This window comes from Paenibacillus apis, from assembly GCF_018333295.1.
GTDB classification, from domain to species: Bacteria; Bacillota; Bacilli; order Paenibacillales; family Paenibacillaceae; genus Fontibacillus; species Fontibacillus antibioticophila.
In genome coordinates, this window is sequence record NZ_BORS01000002.1 from 451,627 (window position 1) to 470,757 (window position 19,131).

The following is a 19,131-nucleotide window of genomic DNA, read 5'->3' on the forward strand; positions in this document are numbered from 1 at the left end:
ATATCAGTTGACCTAACGTCAATTTCAATGCCTCGTACTCTCAATTAATGAACGTATTTTGAGCAATTAGATAAATAAAAAAGGGAGCCCTTTTCTTGTGGAAAAGAGAACCTCCCTATAAATCATTTACAACAGATTCGGATTAGCTTTAGTTATAAAAGTTGTTCCTGTCCATCTGCGATATTCAGCTTCTCCTCAAGCAGCTTTTTGTTATGAACAATACTTTTGTCATCAGGTCTATATTTCCTGGCCTCTTCGTTATGAAGGTATGATTCCTTATATAGACCTAGACGGTAATAACAAACGCTCATATGAAGATGCGGGTACCAGGTCCAGTAGGCAGGAAAACTGAAGCTCCACTGATTCGTATCGGCAGGCAGCTTTGTGGCCAAGTCGTACCAGAAAATAGCTGTATGATACTCATTTTTTCGATAAAAATAATATCCTAGCCGGCTTGCTACTTCAGCTCTGGGTTTACTGTAATCGAAGGAGCGGCACAATGCGGCAAATTCCTGCTGCATATTTCCGAGAAAACGATAGCAATCTGCCATATTGATGCATGCGTTGATTTTATCCTCGACCCATCCTTCTCTAAGCTTCAAATTTTCCTCATAGCTCTCAATGGCTTTTTCGTAATGACCATTCTCCCTCAATTCATTTCCATAGTAAAAATAGTCTCGTGCGCTGAAGGTATCGCCTCGGGCGATCTTGGTTTCGTAAATTTTCAAGTTTCTTCCGACTTTATGCTCCGTCTTCTTATGGGTGATAGCCACGTCTGAGTTGATAACATAACCGCTCACTTCCAAGTAATTGTGTACCTCTCCGCGCCATTGAAAATGTTTAGCTGTTTTAACCAAACGGTTACGGCGATAACGAAGCGTGACGTTTCCGAATTCATCCGTGCCCGCATTGTAAAACATAGAGACGGAATCCACGGCTGGATCTAATGTTTCTTTAAGCTCGAGAAATGCTTGTCGGTCTCCCTCGAGAATAACGTCATCGGCATCCAAATATAGAATGTACTCTTTCGTTGCATAAGTAAAAGCATGATTTCTCGCTTCCGAGAAGCTGCCGGTCCACGGAAAGTGAAAAACTCGGTCCGTATATTGTTTGGCGATTTCTATCGTACGGTCTGTTGAGCCCGTATCAATAATGTTAATTTCATCTACAATATCTTTGGCAGAATCCAGACAGCGAGCAAGAACTTCTTCTTCGTTCTTTACGATCATACAGAGGCTTATGGTAATCATGAGAGTTGTTCCTTTCATTAAAGATAATAAGAGGGGAGAAGGAAGAGGAGAATACTCCCGAAGAGGAAGTATTCTCCGAAGAAGCCAAGAGAAGAACACGATAACACTTAGGTCAGTCTGGTGTTTCGATATATCGAAATACATCTGTAATTGGACGACGAAACGTAGATGCATTCTGCAGTGCTGTATCATATGGTCTAGAAACCACAAGTGTACCATTCAAAATAAAGTCGTGTTGTGAAGTTCATAATATCTTCCGCCGTTGCAGTCCACTAGAGATGTTGGATAAAGAATCTGAAGCAAATTCCCTGGTTCAACTGTTCTTAGAATCACGGACCTGTAGGACCTGTAGGTCCAGTTGCTCCAGTGGCTCCAGTGGCTCCGGTTACACCAGTTGCTCCTGTTACTCCAGTTGCTCCAGTTACGCCTGTTGCTCCGGTCGCTCCTGTTGCTCCAGTCGCTCCAGTCACGCCTGTTGCTCCGGTGGCTCCAGTGGCTCCGGTTGCTCCAGTTGCTCCTGTTGCTCCAGTCGCTCCGGTCACGCCTGTTGCTCCGGTCGCTCCAGTTGCTCCAGTCGCTCCAGTGGCTCCAGTTGCTCCGGTCGCTCCAGTCGCTCCAGTTGCTCCTGTTGCTCCGGTCGCTCCGGTTGCTCCTGTTGCTCCTGTTGCTCCGGTCGCTCCAGTGGCTCCAGTGGCTCCAGTTGCTCCGGTGGCTCCTGTCACTCCAGTGGCTCCTGTTGCTCCGGTCGCTCCAGTTGCACCAGTTACTCCAGTCGCACCGGTCGCTCCAGTTGCACCAGTCGCTCCAGTTACTCCAGTCGCTCCTGTTGCTCCTGTTGCTCCGGTAACTCCAGTTGCTCCTGTTGCTCCAGTTACTCCTGTTGCTCCTGTTACTCCGGTCACGCCAGTTGCTCCGGTGGCTCCTGTTGCACCAGTTGCTCCTGTTGCTCCAGTCGCGCCAGTTGCTCCTGTTGCACCAGTTACTCCTGTTGCTCCAGTCGCTCCTGTTGCTCCTGTTGCTCCTGTTGCTCCTGTTGCTCCTGTGGCTCCTGTTGCTCCTGTTGCTCCTGTTGCACCAGTTGCTCCTGTTGCTCCTGTCACCCCAGTGGCTCCGGTCACTCCTGTTGCTCCGGTGGCTCCAGTCGCTCCTGTTGCTCCGGTCGCTCCTGTTGCTCCTGTTGCTCCTGTTGCTCCAGTCACGCCTGTTGCTCCTGTGGCTCCTGTTGCTCCGGTGGTTCCAGTCACGCCTGTTGCTCCTGTGGCTCCTGTTGCTCCAGTTGCTCCTGTTGCTCCTGTTGCTCCTGTGGCTCCAGTCACGCCTGTTGCTCCGGTGGCTCCTGTTGCTCCTGTTGCTCCTGTGGCTCCTGTTGCTCCTGTTGCTCCTGTTGCTCCAGTTGCTCCAGTTGCTCCAGTTGCTCCAGTCGCGCCAGTTGCTCCGGTCGCACCAGTTACTCCGGTTGCTCCAGTCGCACCAGTTGCTCCGGTCGCTCCAGTTACTCCGGTTGCTCCAGTCACGCCTGTTGCTCCTGTGGCTCCAGTTGCACCAGTTACTCCAGTCGCTCCAGTGGCTCCAGTCGCTCCAGTCACTCCTGTTGCTCCGGTCGCTCCTGTTGCTCCAGTTGCTCCAGTCACGCCTGTTGCTCCTGTGGCTCCTGTGGCTCCAGTTGCTCCAGTTGCTCCAGTTGCTCCAGTCGCGCCAGTTGCTCCAGTCGCACCAGTTACTCCGGTTGCTCCAGTTACTCCGGTTGCTCCAGTCACGCCTGTTGCTCCGGTTGCTCCAGTTGCACCAGTTACTCCAGTCGCTCCAGTGGCTCCAGTCGCTCCTGTTGCTCCTGTTGCTCCTGTTGCTCCTGTTGCTCCTGTTGCTCCTGTTGCTCCTGTTGCTCCTGTTGCTCCTGTTGCTCCGGTGGCTCCAGTCACGCCAGTTGCACCAGTCACGCCAGTTGCACCTGTGGCACCAGTTACTCCGGTCGCTCCAGTTGCTCCAGTGGCTCCAGTCGCTCCAGTCGCTCCTGTTGCACCAGTTGCTCCAGTGGCTCCAGTGGCTCCAGTCACTCCTGTTGCTCCGGTGGCTCCAGTCGCTCCTGTTGCTCCGGTCACTCCAGTTACACCAGTCGCTCCTGTTGCTCCGGTCACTCCAGTTACACCAGTCGCTCCTGTTGCTCCGGTTGCTCCAGTCACGCCAGTCGCTCCAGTTGCTCCTGTTGCTCCGGTGGCTCCAGTTGCTCCTGTGGCTCCAGTCGCACCAGTTACTCCAGTCGCTCCAGTTACTCCAGTCGCTCCAGTTACTCCAGTCGCTCCTGTTGCACCGGTCGCTCCGGTTGCTCCGGTTGCTCCTGTTACTCCAGTTGCTCCGGTAACTCCAGTCACTCCAGTTGCTCCTGTGGCTCCGGTCGCTCCGGTTGCTCCAGTTACTCCGGTCGCTCCTGTTGCTCCTGTTGCACCAGTTGCTCCAGTCACTCCTGTTGCTCCTGTGGCTCCTGTTGCTCCAGTCACGCCAGTCGCTCCAGTTGCTCCTGTTGCTCCTGTGGCTCCAGTCGCACCAGTTACTCCAGTCGCTCCAGTTGCTCCTGTGGCTCCGGTTGCTCCTGTTGCTCCTGTTGCTCCAGTCGCTCCAGTTGCACCTGTGGCTCCAGTCACGCCAGTCGATCCAGTTGCTCCTGTGGCTCCGGTGGCTCCGGTGGCTCCGGTGGCTCCGGTGGCTCCGGTGGCTCCTGTTGCTCCAGTTACACCAGTCGCTCCTGTCACCCCAGTGGCTCCGGTCACTCCTGTTGCTCCGGTGGCTCCGGTGGCTCCAGTTACACCAGTTGCTCCAGTTACGCCTGTTGCTCCGGTCACACCAGTTACACCAGTTGCTCCAGTCACTCCTGTTGCTCCAGTTACTCCGGTCGCTCCTGTTGCTCCGGTTGCTCCAGTTGCTCCAGTCACTCCTGTTGCTCCGGTTGCTCCAGTCGCACCAGTTACTCCAGTCGCTCCGGTGGCTCCTGTTGCTCCGGTGGCTCCAGTTGCTCCGGTCGCTCCAGTTACGCCTGTCGCTCCAGTCACTCCTGTTGCTCCGGTGGCTCCAGTTGCACCTGTTGCTCCTGTGGCTCCAGTCGCACCAGTTGCTCCAGTTGCTCCGGTAACTCCAGTTGCCCCAGTCACGCCTGTTGCTCCGGTCGCTCCAGTCGCACCAGTTGCTCCTGTGGCTCCGGTGGCTCCGGTGGCTCCAGTCACACCAGTTACACCAGTTGCTCCAGTTACGCCTGTCGCTCCAGTTACTCCAGTTGCTCCTGTCACTCCAGTGGCTCCAGTTGCTCCGGTGGCTCCAGTCACTCCTGTTGCTCCTGTTGCTCCAGTTGCTCCGGTGGCTCCAGTCACGCCAGTTACACCAGTTGCTCCAGTTACGCCTGTCGCTCCAGTCACACCAGTTGCTCCGGTCACACCAGTTGCTCCAGTCACTCCTGTTGCTCCTGTTGCTCCGGTGGCTCCAGTCACTCCTGTTGCTCCGGTCGCTCCGGTTACACCAGTTGCTCCTGTTACGCCTGTCGCTCCAGTTACTCCAGTTGCTCCAGTTGCTCCTGTTGCACCAGTTGCTCCAGTGGCTCCAGTCACTCCTGTTGCTCCGGTCGCTCCAGTCGCTCCAGTTGCTCCGGTCACTCCAGTTACACCAGTCGCTCCAGTTGCTCCTGTTGCTCCGGTTGCTCCAGTCACGCCAGTCGCTCCTGTTGCTCCTGTTGCTCCGGTGGCTCCAGTTGCACCTGTTGCTCCTGTGGCTCCAGTCGCACCAGTTACTCCAGTCGCTCCAGTTACTCCAGTCGCTCCTGTTGCACCGGTCGCTCCGGTTGCTCCGGTTGCACCAGTTGCTCCAGTCACTCCTGTTGCTCCAGTTGCTCCTGTTGCTCCTGTTGCTCCGGTGGCTCCTGTTGCTCCTGTTGCTCCAGTCGCACCAGTTACTCCAGTTGCTCCAGTTACTCCGGTGGCTCCAGTTGCACCTGTTGCTCCTGTTGCTCCAGTCGCACCAGTTACTCCTGTTGCTCCTGTTGCTCCAGTCACGCCAGTCGCTCCAGTCGCTCCAGTTGCTCCTGTTGCTCCTGTGGCTCCAGTCGCACCAGTTACTCCTGTTGCTCCTGTTGCTCCAGTTGCTCCAGTTGCTCCAGTTGCTCCGGTAACTCCAGTTGCTCCAGTCACTCCAGTGGCTCCAGTTGCTCCAGTCACGCCAGTCGCTCCAGTTGCTCCTGTTGCTCCTGTTGCTCCAGTTGCACCTGTGGCTCCTGTCACGCCAGTCGCACCAGTTACTCCAGTCGCTCCAGTTGCTCCGGTCGCTCCTGTGGCTCCGGTCGCTCCTGTGGCTCCGGTCGCTCCTGTGGCTCCGGTCGCTCCTGTTACTCCTGTTGCTCCAGTTGCTCCAGTCGCTCCAGTTGCTCCGGTCGCTCCTGTGGCTCCGGTCGCTCCTGTGGCTCCGGTCGCTCCTGTGGCTCCGGTCGCTCCTGTTACTCCTGTTGCTCCAGTTGCTCCAGTCGCTCCGGTTGCTCCTGTTGCTCCAGTTGCTCCTGTTGCTCCTGTGGCTCCAGTTGCTCCGGTCGCTCCTGTTACTCCGGTCGCTCCTGTTGCTCCGGTTGCTCCTGTTGCTCCTGTGGCTCCTGTTGCTCCTGTTGCTCCAGTTACTCCTGTGGCTCCTGTGGCTCCTGTGGCTCCTGTGGCTCCTGTGGCTCCTGTGGCTCCTGTGGCTCCTGTGGCTCCAGTTGCTCCGGTCGCTCCGGTTGCTCCTGTTACTCCAGTTGCTCCGGTCGCTCCAGTCGCACCAGTTATGCCTGTTGCTCCAGTTACGCCTGTTGCTCCAGTTACGCCTGTCGCTCCAGTCACACCTGTTGCTCCAGTCACACCAGTTGCTCCAGTCACTCCTGTTGCTCCTGTTACACCAGTTGCTCCAGTCACTCCAGTTACGCCTGTTGCACCAGTCACACCTGTGGCTCCTGTCGCTCCAGTTGCTCCAGTCACACCAGTTGCTCCGGTCGCTCCAGTTGCTCCAGTCACACCAGTTGCTCCGGTCGCTCCAGTTGCTCCTGGTGCCCCAGTTACTCCTGTGGCTCCAGTTACACCAGTTGGTCCAGTTACGCCTGTAGGTCCTGTAGGTCCTGTAGGTCCAGTTGGCCCTGTAGGTCCACTCATGCCGTTAAATAGAAGGACTCCAATATCATCGACCAGGATATCAGCTGCTCCTGCTTGAGGGATCACGCTGATTGTAATAAGTGCTTGCGTAGTTCCCTGTGGAGCAGGAGTAGTAATGTTATACAACTCCAGCCATTGTTCAGATGTTACGTCTGGAATTCGACCACTATAGTTGATAGCGATTAACCCCATCCCAAGGAAGTTTATTGCTGCATCATAGAATGCAACGGATACACTAACCAATGGGCTAGGCAGTGCACCGATTTTGGATAGTGAATAAATGACACCTAGATTTTCTCCTTCCTGAATAGTAAAAAACTGTGAGAGAAAAGAGTTCGTAGGCCCTCCTGATAACTGTGCACTGAAAAATCCCGAGTGGCTATATGTTTCGTTAATTGTTGCAGCTTGTGAGAACCATGGAGTTAAGGTCCCAGTCTCAAATTGACCGTTAACTACAAGATTGATTAAATTCACTAAATCTTTCACCTCCATCATAATTACTCCAATGAAATCAGAGACTTGTACATCATATGTAGTTAAAGTCAAATGTGTCTCCGCTGTAAGTAACTAATAACAGTATATTTTTTTGACTCTATCTAAAAATCAGTGCTTGAGGATTAATGAAACAAATGATGTCGATTACATACCATCAGGATCCCTTCATTATAATGGCTTTGATTATATGACCTTCTTCCGTCACACTTGCCCATTAACAGCAATGATAATTGCCGACCTCTTCTTGCCAGGTTCGTAGGGTTCTTAATTGCAAAGGCGGGTGAGCAGTCATACCAAGTTGTGGCGCCTACGAGGATCGAATCCCTGACCTCATCGCTGCCAGTGATAAGTTCTGCTCGTGCGATTATTTCAACAGACTTAGCCGTTAGAAAACTGTGATTTCAAAAAAAACAACCTCTTGATCAATAGTACAGATTTTGTTAATTTGAAAGAGAATTATCGGTGTGAAGCACATGCCGCTTTGATTAATGAAAACACATGGTTTCATCAATCAAAGCGGTATTTTTTGTTTTAGAGAGGGAAGGGATTAAATTGTCACGTTTTGGATGGGCTGGGTCACTATGTGGGCTACCAATCGAAGATTGTTCTATAAGTGGTTTATTCCGCTTCTGCTGTCCATACAAAAATCACAATAGTACACTTGCTCAATATTCGTTCCCAATTTCGATTTAGAGATTATAATCAATAAACAAAAAAACTTATTCAAGGGACTGTTGACAAAGTGAGGCTAGGGGTCATTTCCCCTAGCCTCACTTCAGTCATTGCGTAGTTTCTTTTCATTGTTCCAAAACTACCCTCACACTACACTCGCCTTGCAATGGGGGCTTTTTTTATATGTCGTTTGGCAGCTATTTAATCCTTAATCAAAATCCCAAAGATTCGCCAACGAGGATAATCTTTATTCTCCCCGCCGGTTTACACATTCTTGTTTGGACGATGTAAGAACAGATACAATCATCTGTTTTACAATCTCCGCAAGCACCATTGATCAGGCAGGGCGTTTTTTGCGGCGAATGTAAAAACGGGCTGGACGAGCACGAACAGCGGTATGCATTAATGGGGGCCGCATATGTTCTGGCTCTTATAACTGCGTCTTCAGCGGTCTTGCAAACCTTATTCATCCCAACGATAGCAACAACACTTTTCGGTCCAAAGGTAATTGCCGCTGTTCGATTGCCCACACTGTCTATATTGACCAATATGCCATCTTCGCTAACGGCGTTAAAGCTCGTTAAATAGGTGTCGCACAAAAGAGCTTGGCGCATGAGGTCATAACGTTCCTCCATTGTTTGCGCTTTATCACGATCAATGATTGTATAACTGCCTTGACGTACTCGATTAAGAAGCCCGATTTCCTCAAGCGTGACTGACCCACCCCACGATACCGAAGAATGTTCCGGAATAAATGATAGTGCCTTTTCTACAGCGTCTATGGCGTTATCACAGTAATAAGCCTCAAACTTTCTGCTTTGCAGATTTTTAATAACCTTTGAGGCTAAAAGTCGATTTCTCGCTCTTATTGAATTTTCTTTCTCTTGCATTGTTTTTCCTCCATTCTGACATCAGAAAAGGTGACTAACTTTTTGTATATTTATGATTAATATAGTATGGTAAAAAGAAAAAGTATGTTGCACGTGCAACGAGGAGTTTCTCATGAACAACTTAGATTCCCTATGTCAATCACGTTTATTTTCGGGGATTTCTCCAAATGATATTCCCCAAATGCTTAAATGCCTATCGGCCACACGGAAAGAATATGCAAAAGATGAGATGGTTGTCCGTGAGGGCGATTTAGTTGATGATGTCGGCATCATATTGCAGGGCAGCGCTCAAAGTACGAAATTGAGCGTCACGGGAAAACAAATTATTGTATCCCTCCATTATCCGGGTGGATATACCGCAGTTTTAACAGCGGCTAGCCGTGGAAGAAGATGCCCTATGTCAGTACAGGCAATAGAACCGCTTGAGGTTCTGTTTATTCCTATCAAAAGCATATTGAGCCGTTGTACGAAGTTATGTATGGCACACGAACAATTACTTGGCAATCTTTTTGATAGTATTGCAGAACGAGCGTTAGAACTGCATGACCGAAATGATTGTCTGATTATGCCTACTATTCGGGATAAGGTCTTAACTTATTTAACAAAAGTTATGCGTGAAACTGGAACAGAAACTTTTACTATTCCTTTTGATAGAGAAGCGATGGCCGAGTATTTAGATGTAGATCGAAGTGCTTTATCCAGAGAGCTTGCATGGATGAGGCGGGACGGCTTGATTGACTTTTATAGAAACGAATTTAAGCTATTGCAAAAGCAGTAGAAAAAGATTTTCACTAAGCGGCAAGCAGGGCAAGTGTATTGACACTTGCCCTGCTTGCCGCTTAGTTGAATTAAAGAATTTTTTCCTAAACAGCTACAGGCATGCACTAATAGATATACTGTCCACAAACATCAATTGAATATATTGGTAAAATTTCTTTTTGTTGTGAGGATATTGTAGTATTATAAAACTGATACCGTTTATACTGTCCGATTTGTAAAAATACTAGTAACCGTAGAAAATTTGGGGGTGTAGGAAATATCTCTTCTATTTATGACCGTCCTAGAGGATGAGAACGATAAAGAATTCATGATAAATTTGTATCAACTTTATTATCCAATAATGAAGCAAAGAGCTTATATCCTTGTAAGAGATTATGCAATAGTTGATGACCTGATTCAGGAAGCCTTTATAAAATTAATCCCAAAAATTCCTTTGCTGCGTTCTTTAGATAGTTACAAAATAGCTTCTTATATCGTCAATACTATAAAGCGCCTTTGTATAGATTACATTCGTAAGGAATCACGACATAGACAACATAACTTTTCTGGATCGATTGAAGATATTGCTGACCAAATATCGGATCAACAGGCAGCAACAGAAGAATACTATATAAAAAAAGAGGAATTTGAAGATTTAGCCCAAGCACTCTTCCTACTTTCAGAAAGAGACAGAGATCTACTATACTTTAAATACAATTTAGAACTCAGTGACAAAGATATAGAACTATTGTTGGATATTCCTGCACACCATGTACGAACATACATAGCGCGAGCAAGGAAACGTGTATTTCATACCCTGTTTAAAGGAGGCTCATTTAGTGGGAATGAATAATAAATCAATGGATAAACAGGCTCTCCAAGAAGAATATGAAGAAATCAAAATAAAACTACTTATGACTCAGTTTGCAGAGATGGAAGGTAGGATACTTGTTAAAGAAAATGAGGAACTCAAAAAGAATGCATTATATCTTCCTACTGAAAAGCAAAAAACTACATTTTTCAAGCGGTTTAATCGCTATTTTTTTTATCATCGATTTAAAAAAAACATTAAACCTTTATTTCAATTTCGTATTACTAAATTAGCTGTTACAATACCACTGTTGGTCATTTTGCTAACAACCACTTTTTTTAGTGTAGAAGCATTTAGAAGCGGAATTTTAAATTTGCTTATTAAAGTCGAAAAGGAATATACAGAAATACGATTTGGAGTAGAAAATCAAGAAGAAGAAAAAGGGCTGCTTGAAATTGAACTAAAGGATACGTTTGTCCCTTCAAAAATTCCTGAAGGTTATACTCTTGCAAATGTAACTAAATATCAGACTATGAACTTAATAGAATATAGGAATAATAAAGAGAATGGATATATATTGTTTCAACAGAACAGCGAAAATAGTGGAATAAACGTTGATACAGAAGAAGCTGATGAATTGACTTCAATGACTATTCAAGGACAAGAGGCCCTTGTTATACGAGAGGATAATCGAATTACCGTAGTATGGCAAAAGGAAAATTCTTTTTTTATGATTATTGGCGAATCACCTAAACTTAGCAAAAACGACCTAGTTAGTATGGCTGAAAGTGTAGAGTTGCACAAATAATTTCATTATTAATCTGTTACAAAACCCCTGTTTTGTCGTCTTCATTTATGAGGGGAATTATAAATGGAGGGTAATATGAAAAAAATATTAAGCACAGTTTCTTTATTAGCTATATTGTTGTTTCCTATGCAAGAAACAATCGTTCAAGCACAAAATAACTCAAGCACTTTAAATTCGGATCATATAACTCTGTTTTACGATTACATATCTGTAATTGGAGCTTCAATAGATATCGGTAATTTGGGCAAAACTGCTTCCAGTGGATTTGTTCATTATTCTGGCGATTATGATTCCACACTTACTGTTGAACTTCAGCGCTCAGACGGAAACGGTTGGTCAACAATAAAGACATGGAGCAAGTCTTTTTCAGGCGCAGGCCTTCATAGCTTAGAAGAGAATTACTACGTCACTTCAGGTTATACATACAGAGTGATGAGCAAAAGCACAATTAAAAGTGGAAATACTATTTTAGAAACCGCATCAAGCACCTCTTCCGTAGTCAAATATTAACAGAAATATACTTTACAAATAATCCCCTCTCCATAATAAAAATGAACATTATCTGCTAAAAATTGCTTTACTGCAGATGATGTTTATTTTTTATACAACAAAGTTCTGTTGTTAGTTGGTTTTGTAAGTCAAATTTCTTCCTACACAATTTCAAATTTCATATCACAGGTTGTTACATTCTTCTACATAAAGCGTCTTTATAATTAGATGGGACAAACAGTATAAGAGTATGGCTTGCATCTATAAGCCTTAAAGCAAGCTACTTAGTTGGTGGTTGTACCAAAATTATCAGGCCATTCGCTGCTTGGTAGTTTGTTACAATAAATTGGAGCCGATTTCCAGATGAATTTGAGGGTAGCAACTGGAAACCGACTTTATGCGCTCCTTACTTAGGTATACAAAGCAAGCAGCCTAGACTCATTATACATATAATCTAATTTTGTTCCAAGTAAGGAATAGCTCACGTAGAGAGGAGGAAACATCAAGCTTAAATTAATTTGAATGGATTATTTGAGTGAAGTAAGTGTCTATCCAGTTTCTAAAATAACATTTATCGAGGAGGATTTTTGAAATGAAAAAAACAGTTAAAATGATGGCTGCCGCAACGCTTGTATTTTCTACTGTGTTTGTAAGCTCCGCTTTTGCTGCTAATGCAACATTTAAAGGATCACTTCCTGCGAAACAAGGGGATACAGAAATAAGCACGGTAGCGAGAGCAAATGACTCAGATGTTGTCAAATACTTTAGCATAAAAATCACAGATATCGGAGCAGGATATTCTTCAGTTAGAGCATTTACAGAAAGAACTAACGGTGCTAACCTATCTGACCCATACACAGAAGTAGCTGCTGATGGAGCATGGCATACTGTGAACTATACTACTGTCCCATCAAGTGGCACTAATGTAGTTTTAAATCTTGATAATCCAGTTTATGTATCAACTTCTGTTCCAGTCGAAGGAGAATGGAGCCCGAATTAACAACGTTCTTAAATAAAAGCTGTAACATAGGGGCAATAAACGATGCCCCTATGTTACTTATTGAACTTATATTTATTATATTGCTCAATTATTAAGGACTGAACACAGGAGGTGCCGTATTTGAATTATTTTAAGATAGATATACAACGACTTTTTACCAATAAAATGGTGCTAACATTAATAGTGGTTTTGCTATGTATCTCCATAATCGACCCAATCACAGTATTTAGGCATTTTTCTAAGTTTCCTGAATCTGCTAATACAATAGGCCAAAATCCATTTCAATTTTGGATGCTAATGAATTCAGTTAGTTGGGGAAACTCTTTATATAATAATATGTTTTGGATCATTACAGTAATATTAACTGGTTTAATTTATTATGAGGATAAAAGCACTTCTATGTATATGTATCAAATAATTAGAAAAGGAAAAACACAATATTTGGTTTCGAAATTTCTTTCAACTGGTTTGTTCTCATTTTTTATCGTATTCCTCATTTTAGAAATTAATATTTTCATGACCTATACCATATTTTCTGATACAAATAACATAACCGATTATTACGGTAGATTAACTCCTCACGAGGGAAGCTTTGTATATAAAGCATTTACAGAAAATCCAATAAATGCGGTTCATATATACACAATTTTAAACGCCTTTGTAATATCCTTATTTGCTATATTCTCACTATGCATAAGTATGCTTCTGAATTTTTCTAATAGATATGTTACCCTTCTCCTCCCTGTTATTTTGCTCTATGGTATTCATTTTATTTTTGATTCATACCCTGTCCTTTTTGACTATAATATACGAATGATTCTTCAACCTAGAGCAGTCAGTGCGCTAACAAATATTATAAGTTGGAATGATGTCTTCATTTCATTAGGAGGATGGTTGCTAGTGAACCTCTTATTAATGTGTACAATATTTTATAAATTGCGAGATAGCTATGAATAGAACTCTGTTTTTAATGATGTACACAATATACATTTCATTTACAGGAGTTATTGGTTTAACTAAAATTTCAAGCAGCCAACAATGGTTTACTCAATGGTTTTTTGATAAATTTTTTATATTCCAATTTATGTTAGTAGTTACTATAGGATTGGCCATAGAAAGTAATTACTTTCATAATATATCTTACATAAGGATAGGAAACAGAAGAACAATTTTAAAAAAGGAGTTATTTAGCTACTATTTGTGCGGAGTAACTTGTTTAGCGATTATGTTTTCTTTTATTATCTTTGGAGCACTAATACTAAAAGAAAATAATTATATTCTCCCTCTTACAGAATGGTTTATAAGATATTTTTTAGGGATAATTATTTATATTAATATAATGTCATGCTTAAAATCTTCAAAAAGCCTTATTCTAAGCAAATATTGTTACTTATTTACTCTCATTTGGTTGGTGTTTGAACTAACCCTTTTAAAACCTTATTTGAAAAAATTCACTTCTCTTGATGTTAATTTTATTTTCTCATGGATTTTTAATAAAGGTATTACAAGCTACTATTTTATGTTGGTATTAATTCTTATTACTGTTTTTCTGAACATTAAGATAAATGACAAGAGGGATTTCATATGACATCAATTATTCCTAGAAGTATAAGGCCCTTAACTTTAATAATTTTAATAATAAGTATTGTTTTGATTTATGGGTATTTAAAAATCCTAAATATTGGCGATCTTACTACTATGTTACTAACCATTTTTGGAGGGAAACCTCTTCCTGGAATTATGTTAAAAAGCTTATTCATTATGACTTTTCTATTGCTACAATATATAAATGTTGATTATATTTCATTTTGTATTGATAACATGGAATGTTTATCAATTAGATATGAGAGTAAAAAAAGATGGCTTAAAGTTATGTTAACTGGCTCTTTAGTAATTTCTGCTTTCTTTGTAGTTCTATTTTATGTTGGAATATTAACGTTGCATTGGATTTGGGGAGATTTTGAAGTTTTAATGATAAATTTAGATACATTTGGAGTTATATCAAGGATATATTTATTCTGCATCATTATGGTTCTACTCCAAATATATTTATCTTTAAAACTTAGTAAATCTAACACCTTCATGATAATGATATTACTTTCTATAATTTTATCAATGATAAGCCATTACCAAAATTCTATTGTTGGTATTTTGCCTCAATATCACGATTCACTTGATAATGTTGTTGGAAATTTAGTGCTTGTTTTAGTGTTAATCCTTCTTATCAAAAAAGCCAGTTTTAAAAAGGAGTTGTCTTTTTATGAAAGTTGAAGCAATCAACTTTACCAAGTCACTCGGAAATACTATTGTTCTTGAAAATATAAATGTTCTATTAAAAAGTGGCAACATATATGGTGTAATAGGTAAAAATGGAAGTGGAAAAACAATGTTTTTAAGAATGATTTCTGGTCTCATATTACCAACAAGTGGCGAAGTTAAAGTAGACGATAAAGTATTAGGAAAGGACATGTCATTTCCTAAACACTTAGGAATATTGTTAGAGAGACCAAGCTTTCTCCCCCATCTAACGGGTTATGAAAATCTAAAAATGCTAGCTAAAATCAGAAAAATTGCTAATGAAAAAGATATTCAAGCTTTTATGAATTTGTTTAACCTAGATTGGGAGTCAGATAAAAAATTCAGAAAATACTCATTAGGAATGAAACAGAAATTAGGGATAATACAGGCAATAATGGAGAATCAACAAATAATCGTATTGGATGAGCCATTCAATGCACTAGACGAAAATTCCGTTGAGACACTTCGACACACGCTTATAAAATTGAAGACAGAACAAAAGTTGATAGTAATGACATCACATAATAAAGAAGATATTGAACTGTTATGTGATTATACTTTTTTGATTTCAGAAGGTAAATTAATGAATACCTAATACTTTGGCAGATCCTTGCTTCTCATCTACCGGAATACTATAGTTTCTGGTCTGCTGTTTATAGCCGATTTCGACGCTGGTATTTGGGATCAAATACTTGAGCATGTCTCCATTGAACCCGACTTTGAAAGTATAATGATTGATGCAACGATTGTCCATCGAGATGCTGTGCCAGATGGAGCTAACGAAAAGACAAGTCTTGGCGGATCCCGCAGAAGTGAAGCATTCCCGAAGATTAGCGACCCGCTATGAACAAACTAGCCTGCTCTTACAAAGCATGTTGCCCCCGTTCCTGTCCCTGCACCAAAGGTGGATGCGAATCTCAGACTATTTTGATATGGGGTTACGATTGGCATGGTTCCTCACCTCCCTACCTAAAAATAGTGTATGTGGTAGATTCGGAAGTAGTAAAGGCAAAGGAACGGGGAATTCCATTTTACACTTGAACATTAAATTGTACAGTCTCAATAATGATCGGCGTACCGGCAAATATGGTGCCGCTTTGTGCAGGAAAGAACAACATGTCGGGACTTACGTTGTACGCATTGCCTGGTTGCACGAGACCGTTAATGAATAGATTATTAAAGCTGTTTGTGCCTAGTCCAGAAAATTCGGTAACGCTGTTTCCATCATCATCGCTGAACTCCCCCGCAGGAATTGTAACAGAGGAGGATAAGTCCAGATCTGTAGGTGGGAAATAAAAGTACCGGTTTGCGGTAGGAATAATTTCGATTGCCGAAATGTCACCCGTCGGGCCTGTTGCACCGGTTGGCCCGGTCGCACCCGTGGCTCCTGTGGCTCCAGTTACGCCGGTTGGTCCTGTAGGTCCAGTTACGCCTGTAGGTCCTGTAGGTCCTGTAGGTCCAGTTGGCCCTGTAGGTCCACTGATGCCGTTAAACAGAAGGACTCCAATATCATCGACCAGGATATCAGCTGCTCCTGCTTGAGGGATCACGCTGATTGTAATAAGTGCTTGCGTAGTTCCCTGTGGAGCAGGAGTAGTAATGTTATACAACTCCAGCCATTGTTCCGATGTTACGTCTGGAATTCGACCACTATAGTTGATAGCGATTAACCCCATTCCAAGGAAGTTTATTGCCGCATCATAGAATGCAACGGATACACTAACCAATGGGCTAGGCAGCGCACCGAATTTGGATAGTGAATAAATGACTTCTAGATTTTCTCCTTCCTGAATGGTAAAAAACTGTGAGAGAAAAGAGTTGGTAGGCCCTCCTGATAACTGTGCACTGAAAAATCCCGAGTGGCTATATGTTTCGTTAATTGTTGCAGCTTGTGAGAACCATGGGGTTACGGTCCCCGTGTCAAATTGACCGTTAACTACAAGATTGATTAAATTCACTAAATCTTTCACCTCCGTCATAATTACTCCAATAAAAATCGGGAGACTTGTACATCATATGTAGTTAAAGTCAAATGTGTCTCCGCAGTTAGTAACTGATAACTGTGCATTTTTTTAAAGACTCCATCTAAAAATCAGTGCTTGACGGTTAATGAAACAAACGATGTCGATTGCATTCCATTAGAATCCCTGCGACATTGATTATATTACCTTTTTCCGTCATCCTTGCCCATCAAGCAATGATAATTAACGACCGCTTCTGCCATTTCGTAGGGTTCTTAAAGTGTTTTGAACTGCCTGATGAGTGACTCGGGTGCCTTATGTACAAACCGATTTTGGCAATTGCAAAGGCGGGTGAGCAGTCATACAAAGTTGTGGAGCTTAGGGACAAACCCCTGACCACTCCACTGCCAATGATGCGATCCCCACCTTTAGCCTGCTTCACTGACAAACCTAAAAGGCCCGACCTCTTGATCAAAAGTAAAGATTATGTTAATTTGAAAGAAAACTATCGGCGTGAAGCACATGCCGCTTTGATTAATGAAACCACATGGTTTCATCAATCAAAGCGGTATTTTGTTTCACAGAGAGGAGGATAAAATTATAAATTTTGAAATTGAATTTGAAGAATGGATTTCTGAACAGACCGCTTATGAATCGAATCCTAGAAGGCGAGAGTTGCTTGGGAAAGGGCTAGGTCACGGAACCGTGGAGTTTCTTAGAAGGATATGGTATCCGGCCATCGGGAACTTCAATGATTTGCATGCGGAATGGGAGGTGCGGGATCTGAACAATCGGTACCGTTATCTCGATCTTGCGTATATGCCAGCCGACGCAAAAGGATGTATCGAGATTCATGGATTCAGTTCGCATGCAAGAGATATCGAAGCTTGGCGATTTAAAGACTTATGTATGAAGCAAGCTATCTTAAGCCTTGACAATTGGTTATTCCTACCTATCGCTTACTTGTCCATCAAGGAAGATCCCTCCCTTTGTAAACAGCTTGTTCTCTCCTTTGTTGGCAAGTTTACCTCTTTTCCCGCTTCGCAATCCTTAGATTGGACTGAAAATGAGACTATCCGCTATGCGAGGCGACTTCTACGGCCATTCACTGCTAAAGAACTCTCTTCCCATCTCCAACGTTCAGAGAAGCATGCAAGGCGCATTCTACAGCAACTTGTAGATAAACACTGGCTGACTGTTGTTGATGACAAGCAAAGGTACCGTACCTGGCAGCTTCCGCCACACATGTTTCTCTAATGGACATTTTGGAATGTTAGAGCACTCTAATATGATCCTTTGATCGATAACGGACATTTTCTGCCGTTAGGATGCTCAACGAGCTTTTTTCTGCCAGAAGTTGCTCCTAAGATGACAAAATGTCCGTTAGAACTTTTTTGAATGAAAGAACGGCTGCTAAGGAGATATAATGTCCGTTGATATGAACGAAACCTGTCAAGCGCCTCTGTGACTCTCTCGTTTTTGACGCGCTTAAATAAGAGCCTGTCAAGCGCCTTTCTTGACAGGTGGCTCTTTCCGGCGATACTTTTTGAATGTCCCTGGCCAACGCCAGGGGCTGCCTTACGGCGAGTAACGGGTGCAGGGAGTGCACTCCCTGCGTTTCCCCTTGTAGGGGACGGAAGGGGTAAATCATGCTTTAGCTTGGCGGCAAAAACAATTCGCTGGTTGGCAATCTGATATTCGTGGATTCACACACATTCTACATACGTCTGAAGAAGCTGGCCGCTAACTAGAAACGTGCGTGGAAGCCGAAGCTTTGCACAAACGGACATCGCGGGTCTCTTCTTCACCTTGCCTGATTTTGCCGCCGAGGTAAATCACGATCTACTCCCAGCCTCACCTCCTTGATTCATCCATCTCTACTTTGAACAACCCTCTGTCCGTCAAACGGTTCTCTCATTACGAAGCCTTGGCTTTCGTCATTTCCACTTCTTTCGCAATCGCCCACACAAACCCGGCAAGTTCCCTGGCAATGGCCACCGCGATGGCCCCCTTGTGTTTTCCCATGCGTAACAAGCTCTTGTACTTTTGATGCAAACGATGCTGGGCCTTCCAAGCGATTCGCTGTACTTCAGGCGGTAGACCCAAAATGCGCTGTCTCATCTTCTTTTTCACGGCGGGACTGTATCGATAGCTCCAAGCGGCTTCCACTAACACTCTTCGGAGATGTGCATTCCCCGCTTTGGTGATCTTCCCTTGCCGGCGGCTGTCTCCCGTCGAATTTTCACTAGGAACCAATCCGCAATAGCTCATAAAAGCCGAGGCCAACGGAAATCGCGCGGCTTCGATCATTTCTGAGGCCAGGGTGGTCGCGGTAAGCACGGCCACTCCTCGTAACGCTTGCAGAGCCTGAATGAGCGGAGCTTGCGCACAGCTTTCGGCTTGTCGTTCGATCTCCTGCTCGTACCGGCAAATGCGTTCTTTCGTTTCCCAGATCGATTGGCGATACTCTTGAAACGTGACCTGCTGACAGTGATCTGCAAATTTTAAGCTGTCCAACCACGCTTCATACGCATGCGTCCATGGGGTG

At 44.1% G+C, this 19,131-nt stretch carries 14 protein-coding genes; 9 read left to right on the plus strand and 5 right to left on the minus strand.

What is annotated here, in order from left to right:
* Positions 1-152: 152 nt before the first annotated feature.
* From KI362_RS04705 to KI362_RS04715, 3 genes are all read right to left on the minus strand, one after another.
* A complete protein-coding gene (locus KI362_RS04705) occupies positions 153-1,250 on the minus strand; it encodes a glycosyltransferase (RefSeq protein WP_301625279.1) in 1,098 nt (365 codons plus the stop codon).
* Between the two features lie 329 nt (positions 1,251-1,579).
* Positions 1,580-6,874, minus strand: a complete 5,295-nt coding sequence (locus KI362_RS04710) for an NTTRR-F1 domain (RefSeq protein ID WP_445376003.1) — start codon at positions 6,872-6,874, stop codon at positions 1,580-1,582.
* Positions 6,875-7,779: 905 nt separating this feature from the next.
* Complete coding sequence (locus KI362_RS04715; protein WP_301625204.1) at positions 7,780-8,457, minus strand: lactate utilization protein; 678 nt, start codon at positions 8,455-8,457, stop codon at positions 7,780-7,782.
* A gap of 112 nt (positions 8,458-8,569) precedes the next feature.
* Here KI362_RS04715 and KI362_RS04720 point away from each other — a divergent pair, with 112 nt between their 5' ends.
* From KI362_RS04720 to KI362_RS04755, 8 genes are all read left to right on the plus strand, one after another.
* Complete coding sequence (locus KI362_RS04720) at positions 8,570-9,235, plus strand: Crp/Fnr family transcriptional regulator (RefSeq protein ID WP_301625206.1); 666 nt, start codon at positions 8,570-8,572, stop codon at positions 9,233-9,235.
* A 273-nt stretch (positions 9,236-9,508) separates the two neighbouring features.
* Positions 9,509-10,069, plus strand: a complete 561-nt coding sequence (locus tag KI362_RS04725) for an RNA polymerase sigma factor (RefSeq protein ID WP_301625208.1) — start codon at positions 9,509-9,511, stop codon at positions 10,067-10,069.
* Positions 10,062-10,835 (plus strand): DUF4367 domain-containing protein, encoded by a 774-nt coding sequence (locus KI362_RS04730; protein WP_301625283.1) that lies wholly within the window; start codon positions 10,062-10,064, stop codon positions 10,833-10,835. Before KI362_RS04725 ends, KI362_RS04730 begins: the two co-directional genes overlap by 8 nt.
* Positions 10,836-10,910: 75 nt before the next feature.
* Positions 10,911-11,345 carry a hypothetical protein gene (locus KI362_RS04735; RefSeq protein WP_301625210.1) on the plus strand — a complete coding sequence of 145 codons (435 nt, stop codon included), beginning with the start codon at positions 10,911-10,913 and terminating at the stop codon, positions 11,343-11,345.
* A 571-nt stretch (positions 11,346-11,916) separates the two neighbouring features.
* Entirely contained in the window at positions 11,917-12,324 is a 408-nt protein-coding gene (locus tag KI362_RS04740) for a hypothetical protein (protein ID WP_301625211.1), read from the plus strand.
* A gap of 120 nt (positions 12,325-12,444) precedes the next feature.
* Positions 12,445-13,281, plus strand: a complete 837-nt coding sequence (locus KI362_RS04745; protein WP_301625213.1) for a hypothetical protein — start codon at positions 12,445-12,447, stop codon at positions 13,279-13,281.
* 627 nt (positions 13,282-13,908) lie between these two features.
* Entirely contained in the window at positions 13,909-14,595 is a 687-nt protein-coding gene (locus tag KI362_RS04750; protein WP_301625215.1) for a hypothetical protein, read from the plus strand.
* Positions 14,585-15,217, plus strand: a complete 633-nt coding sequence (locus tag KI362_RS04755; protein WP_301625217.1) for an ABC transporter ATP-binding protein — start codon at positions 14,585-14,587, stop codon at positions 15,215-15,217. The genes KI362_RS04750 and KI362_RS04755 overlap by 11 nt, the downstream gene beginning before the upstream one ends.
* Positions 15,218-15,653: 436 nt before the next feature.
* On the opposite strand, the gene KI362_RS04760 is transcribed toward KI362_RS04755, so the two are convergent.
* Positions 15,654-16,592, minus strand: coding sequence for an NTTRR-F1 domain (locus KI362_RS04760; protein WP_301625219.1), 939 nt, complete (start codon positions 16,590-16,592; stop codon positions 15,654-15,656).
* A gap of 528 nt (positions 16,593-17,120) precedes the next feature.
* On the opposite strand from KI362_RS04760, the gene KI362_RS04765 reads away from it, so the two are divergent.
* Positions 17,121-17,840: a transcriptional regulator gene (locus KI362_RS04765; RefSeq protein ID WP_301625221.1), complete on the plus strand. Its 720-nt coding sequence runs from the start codon at positions 17,121-17,123 to the stop codon at positions 17,838-17,840.
* Positions 17,841-18,500: 660 nt separating this feature from the next.
* On the opposite strand, the gene KI362_RS04770 is transcribed toward KI362_RS04765, so the two are convergent.
* Positions 18,501-19,131: transposase (locus KI362_RS04770; protein ID WP_301625223.1), on the minus strand; the 631-nt coding region annotated here is incomplete at its 5' end.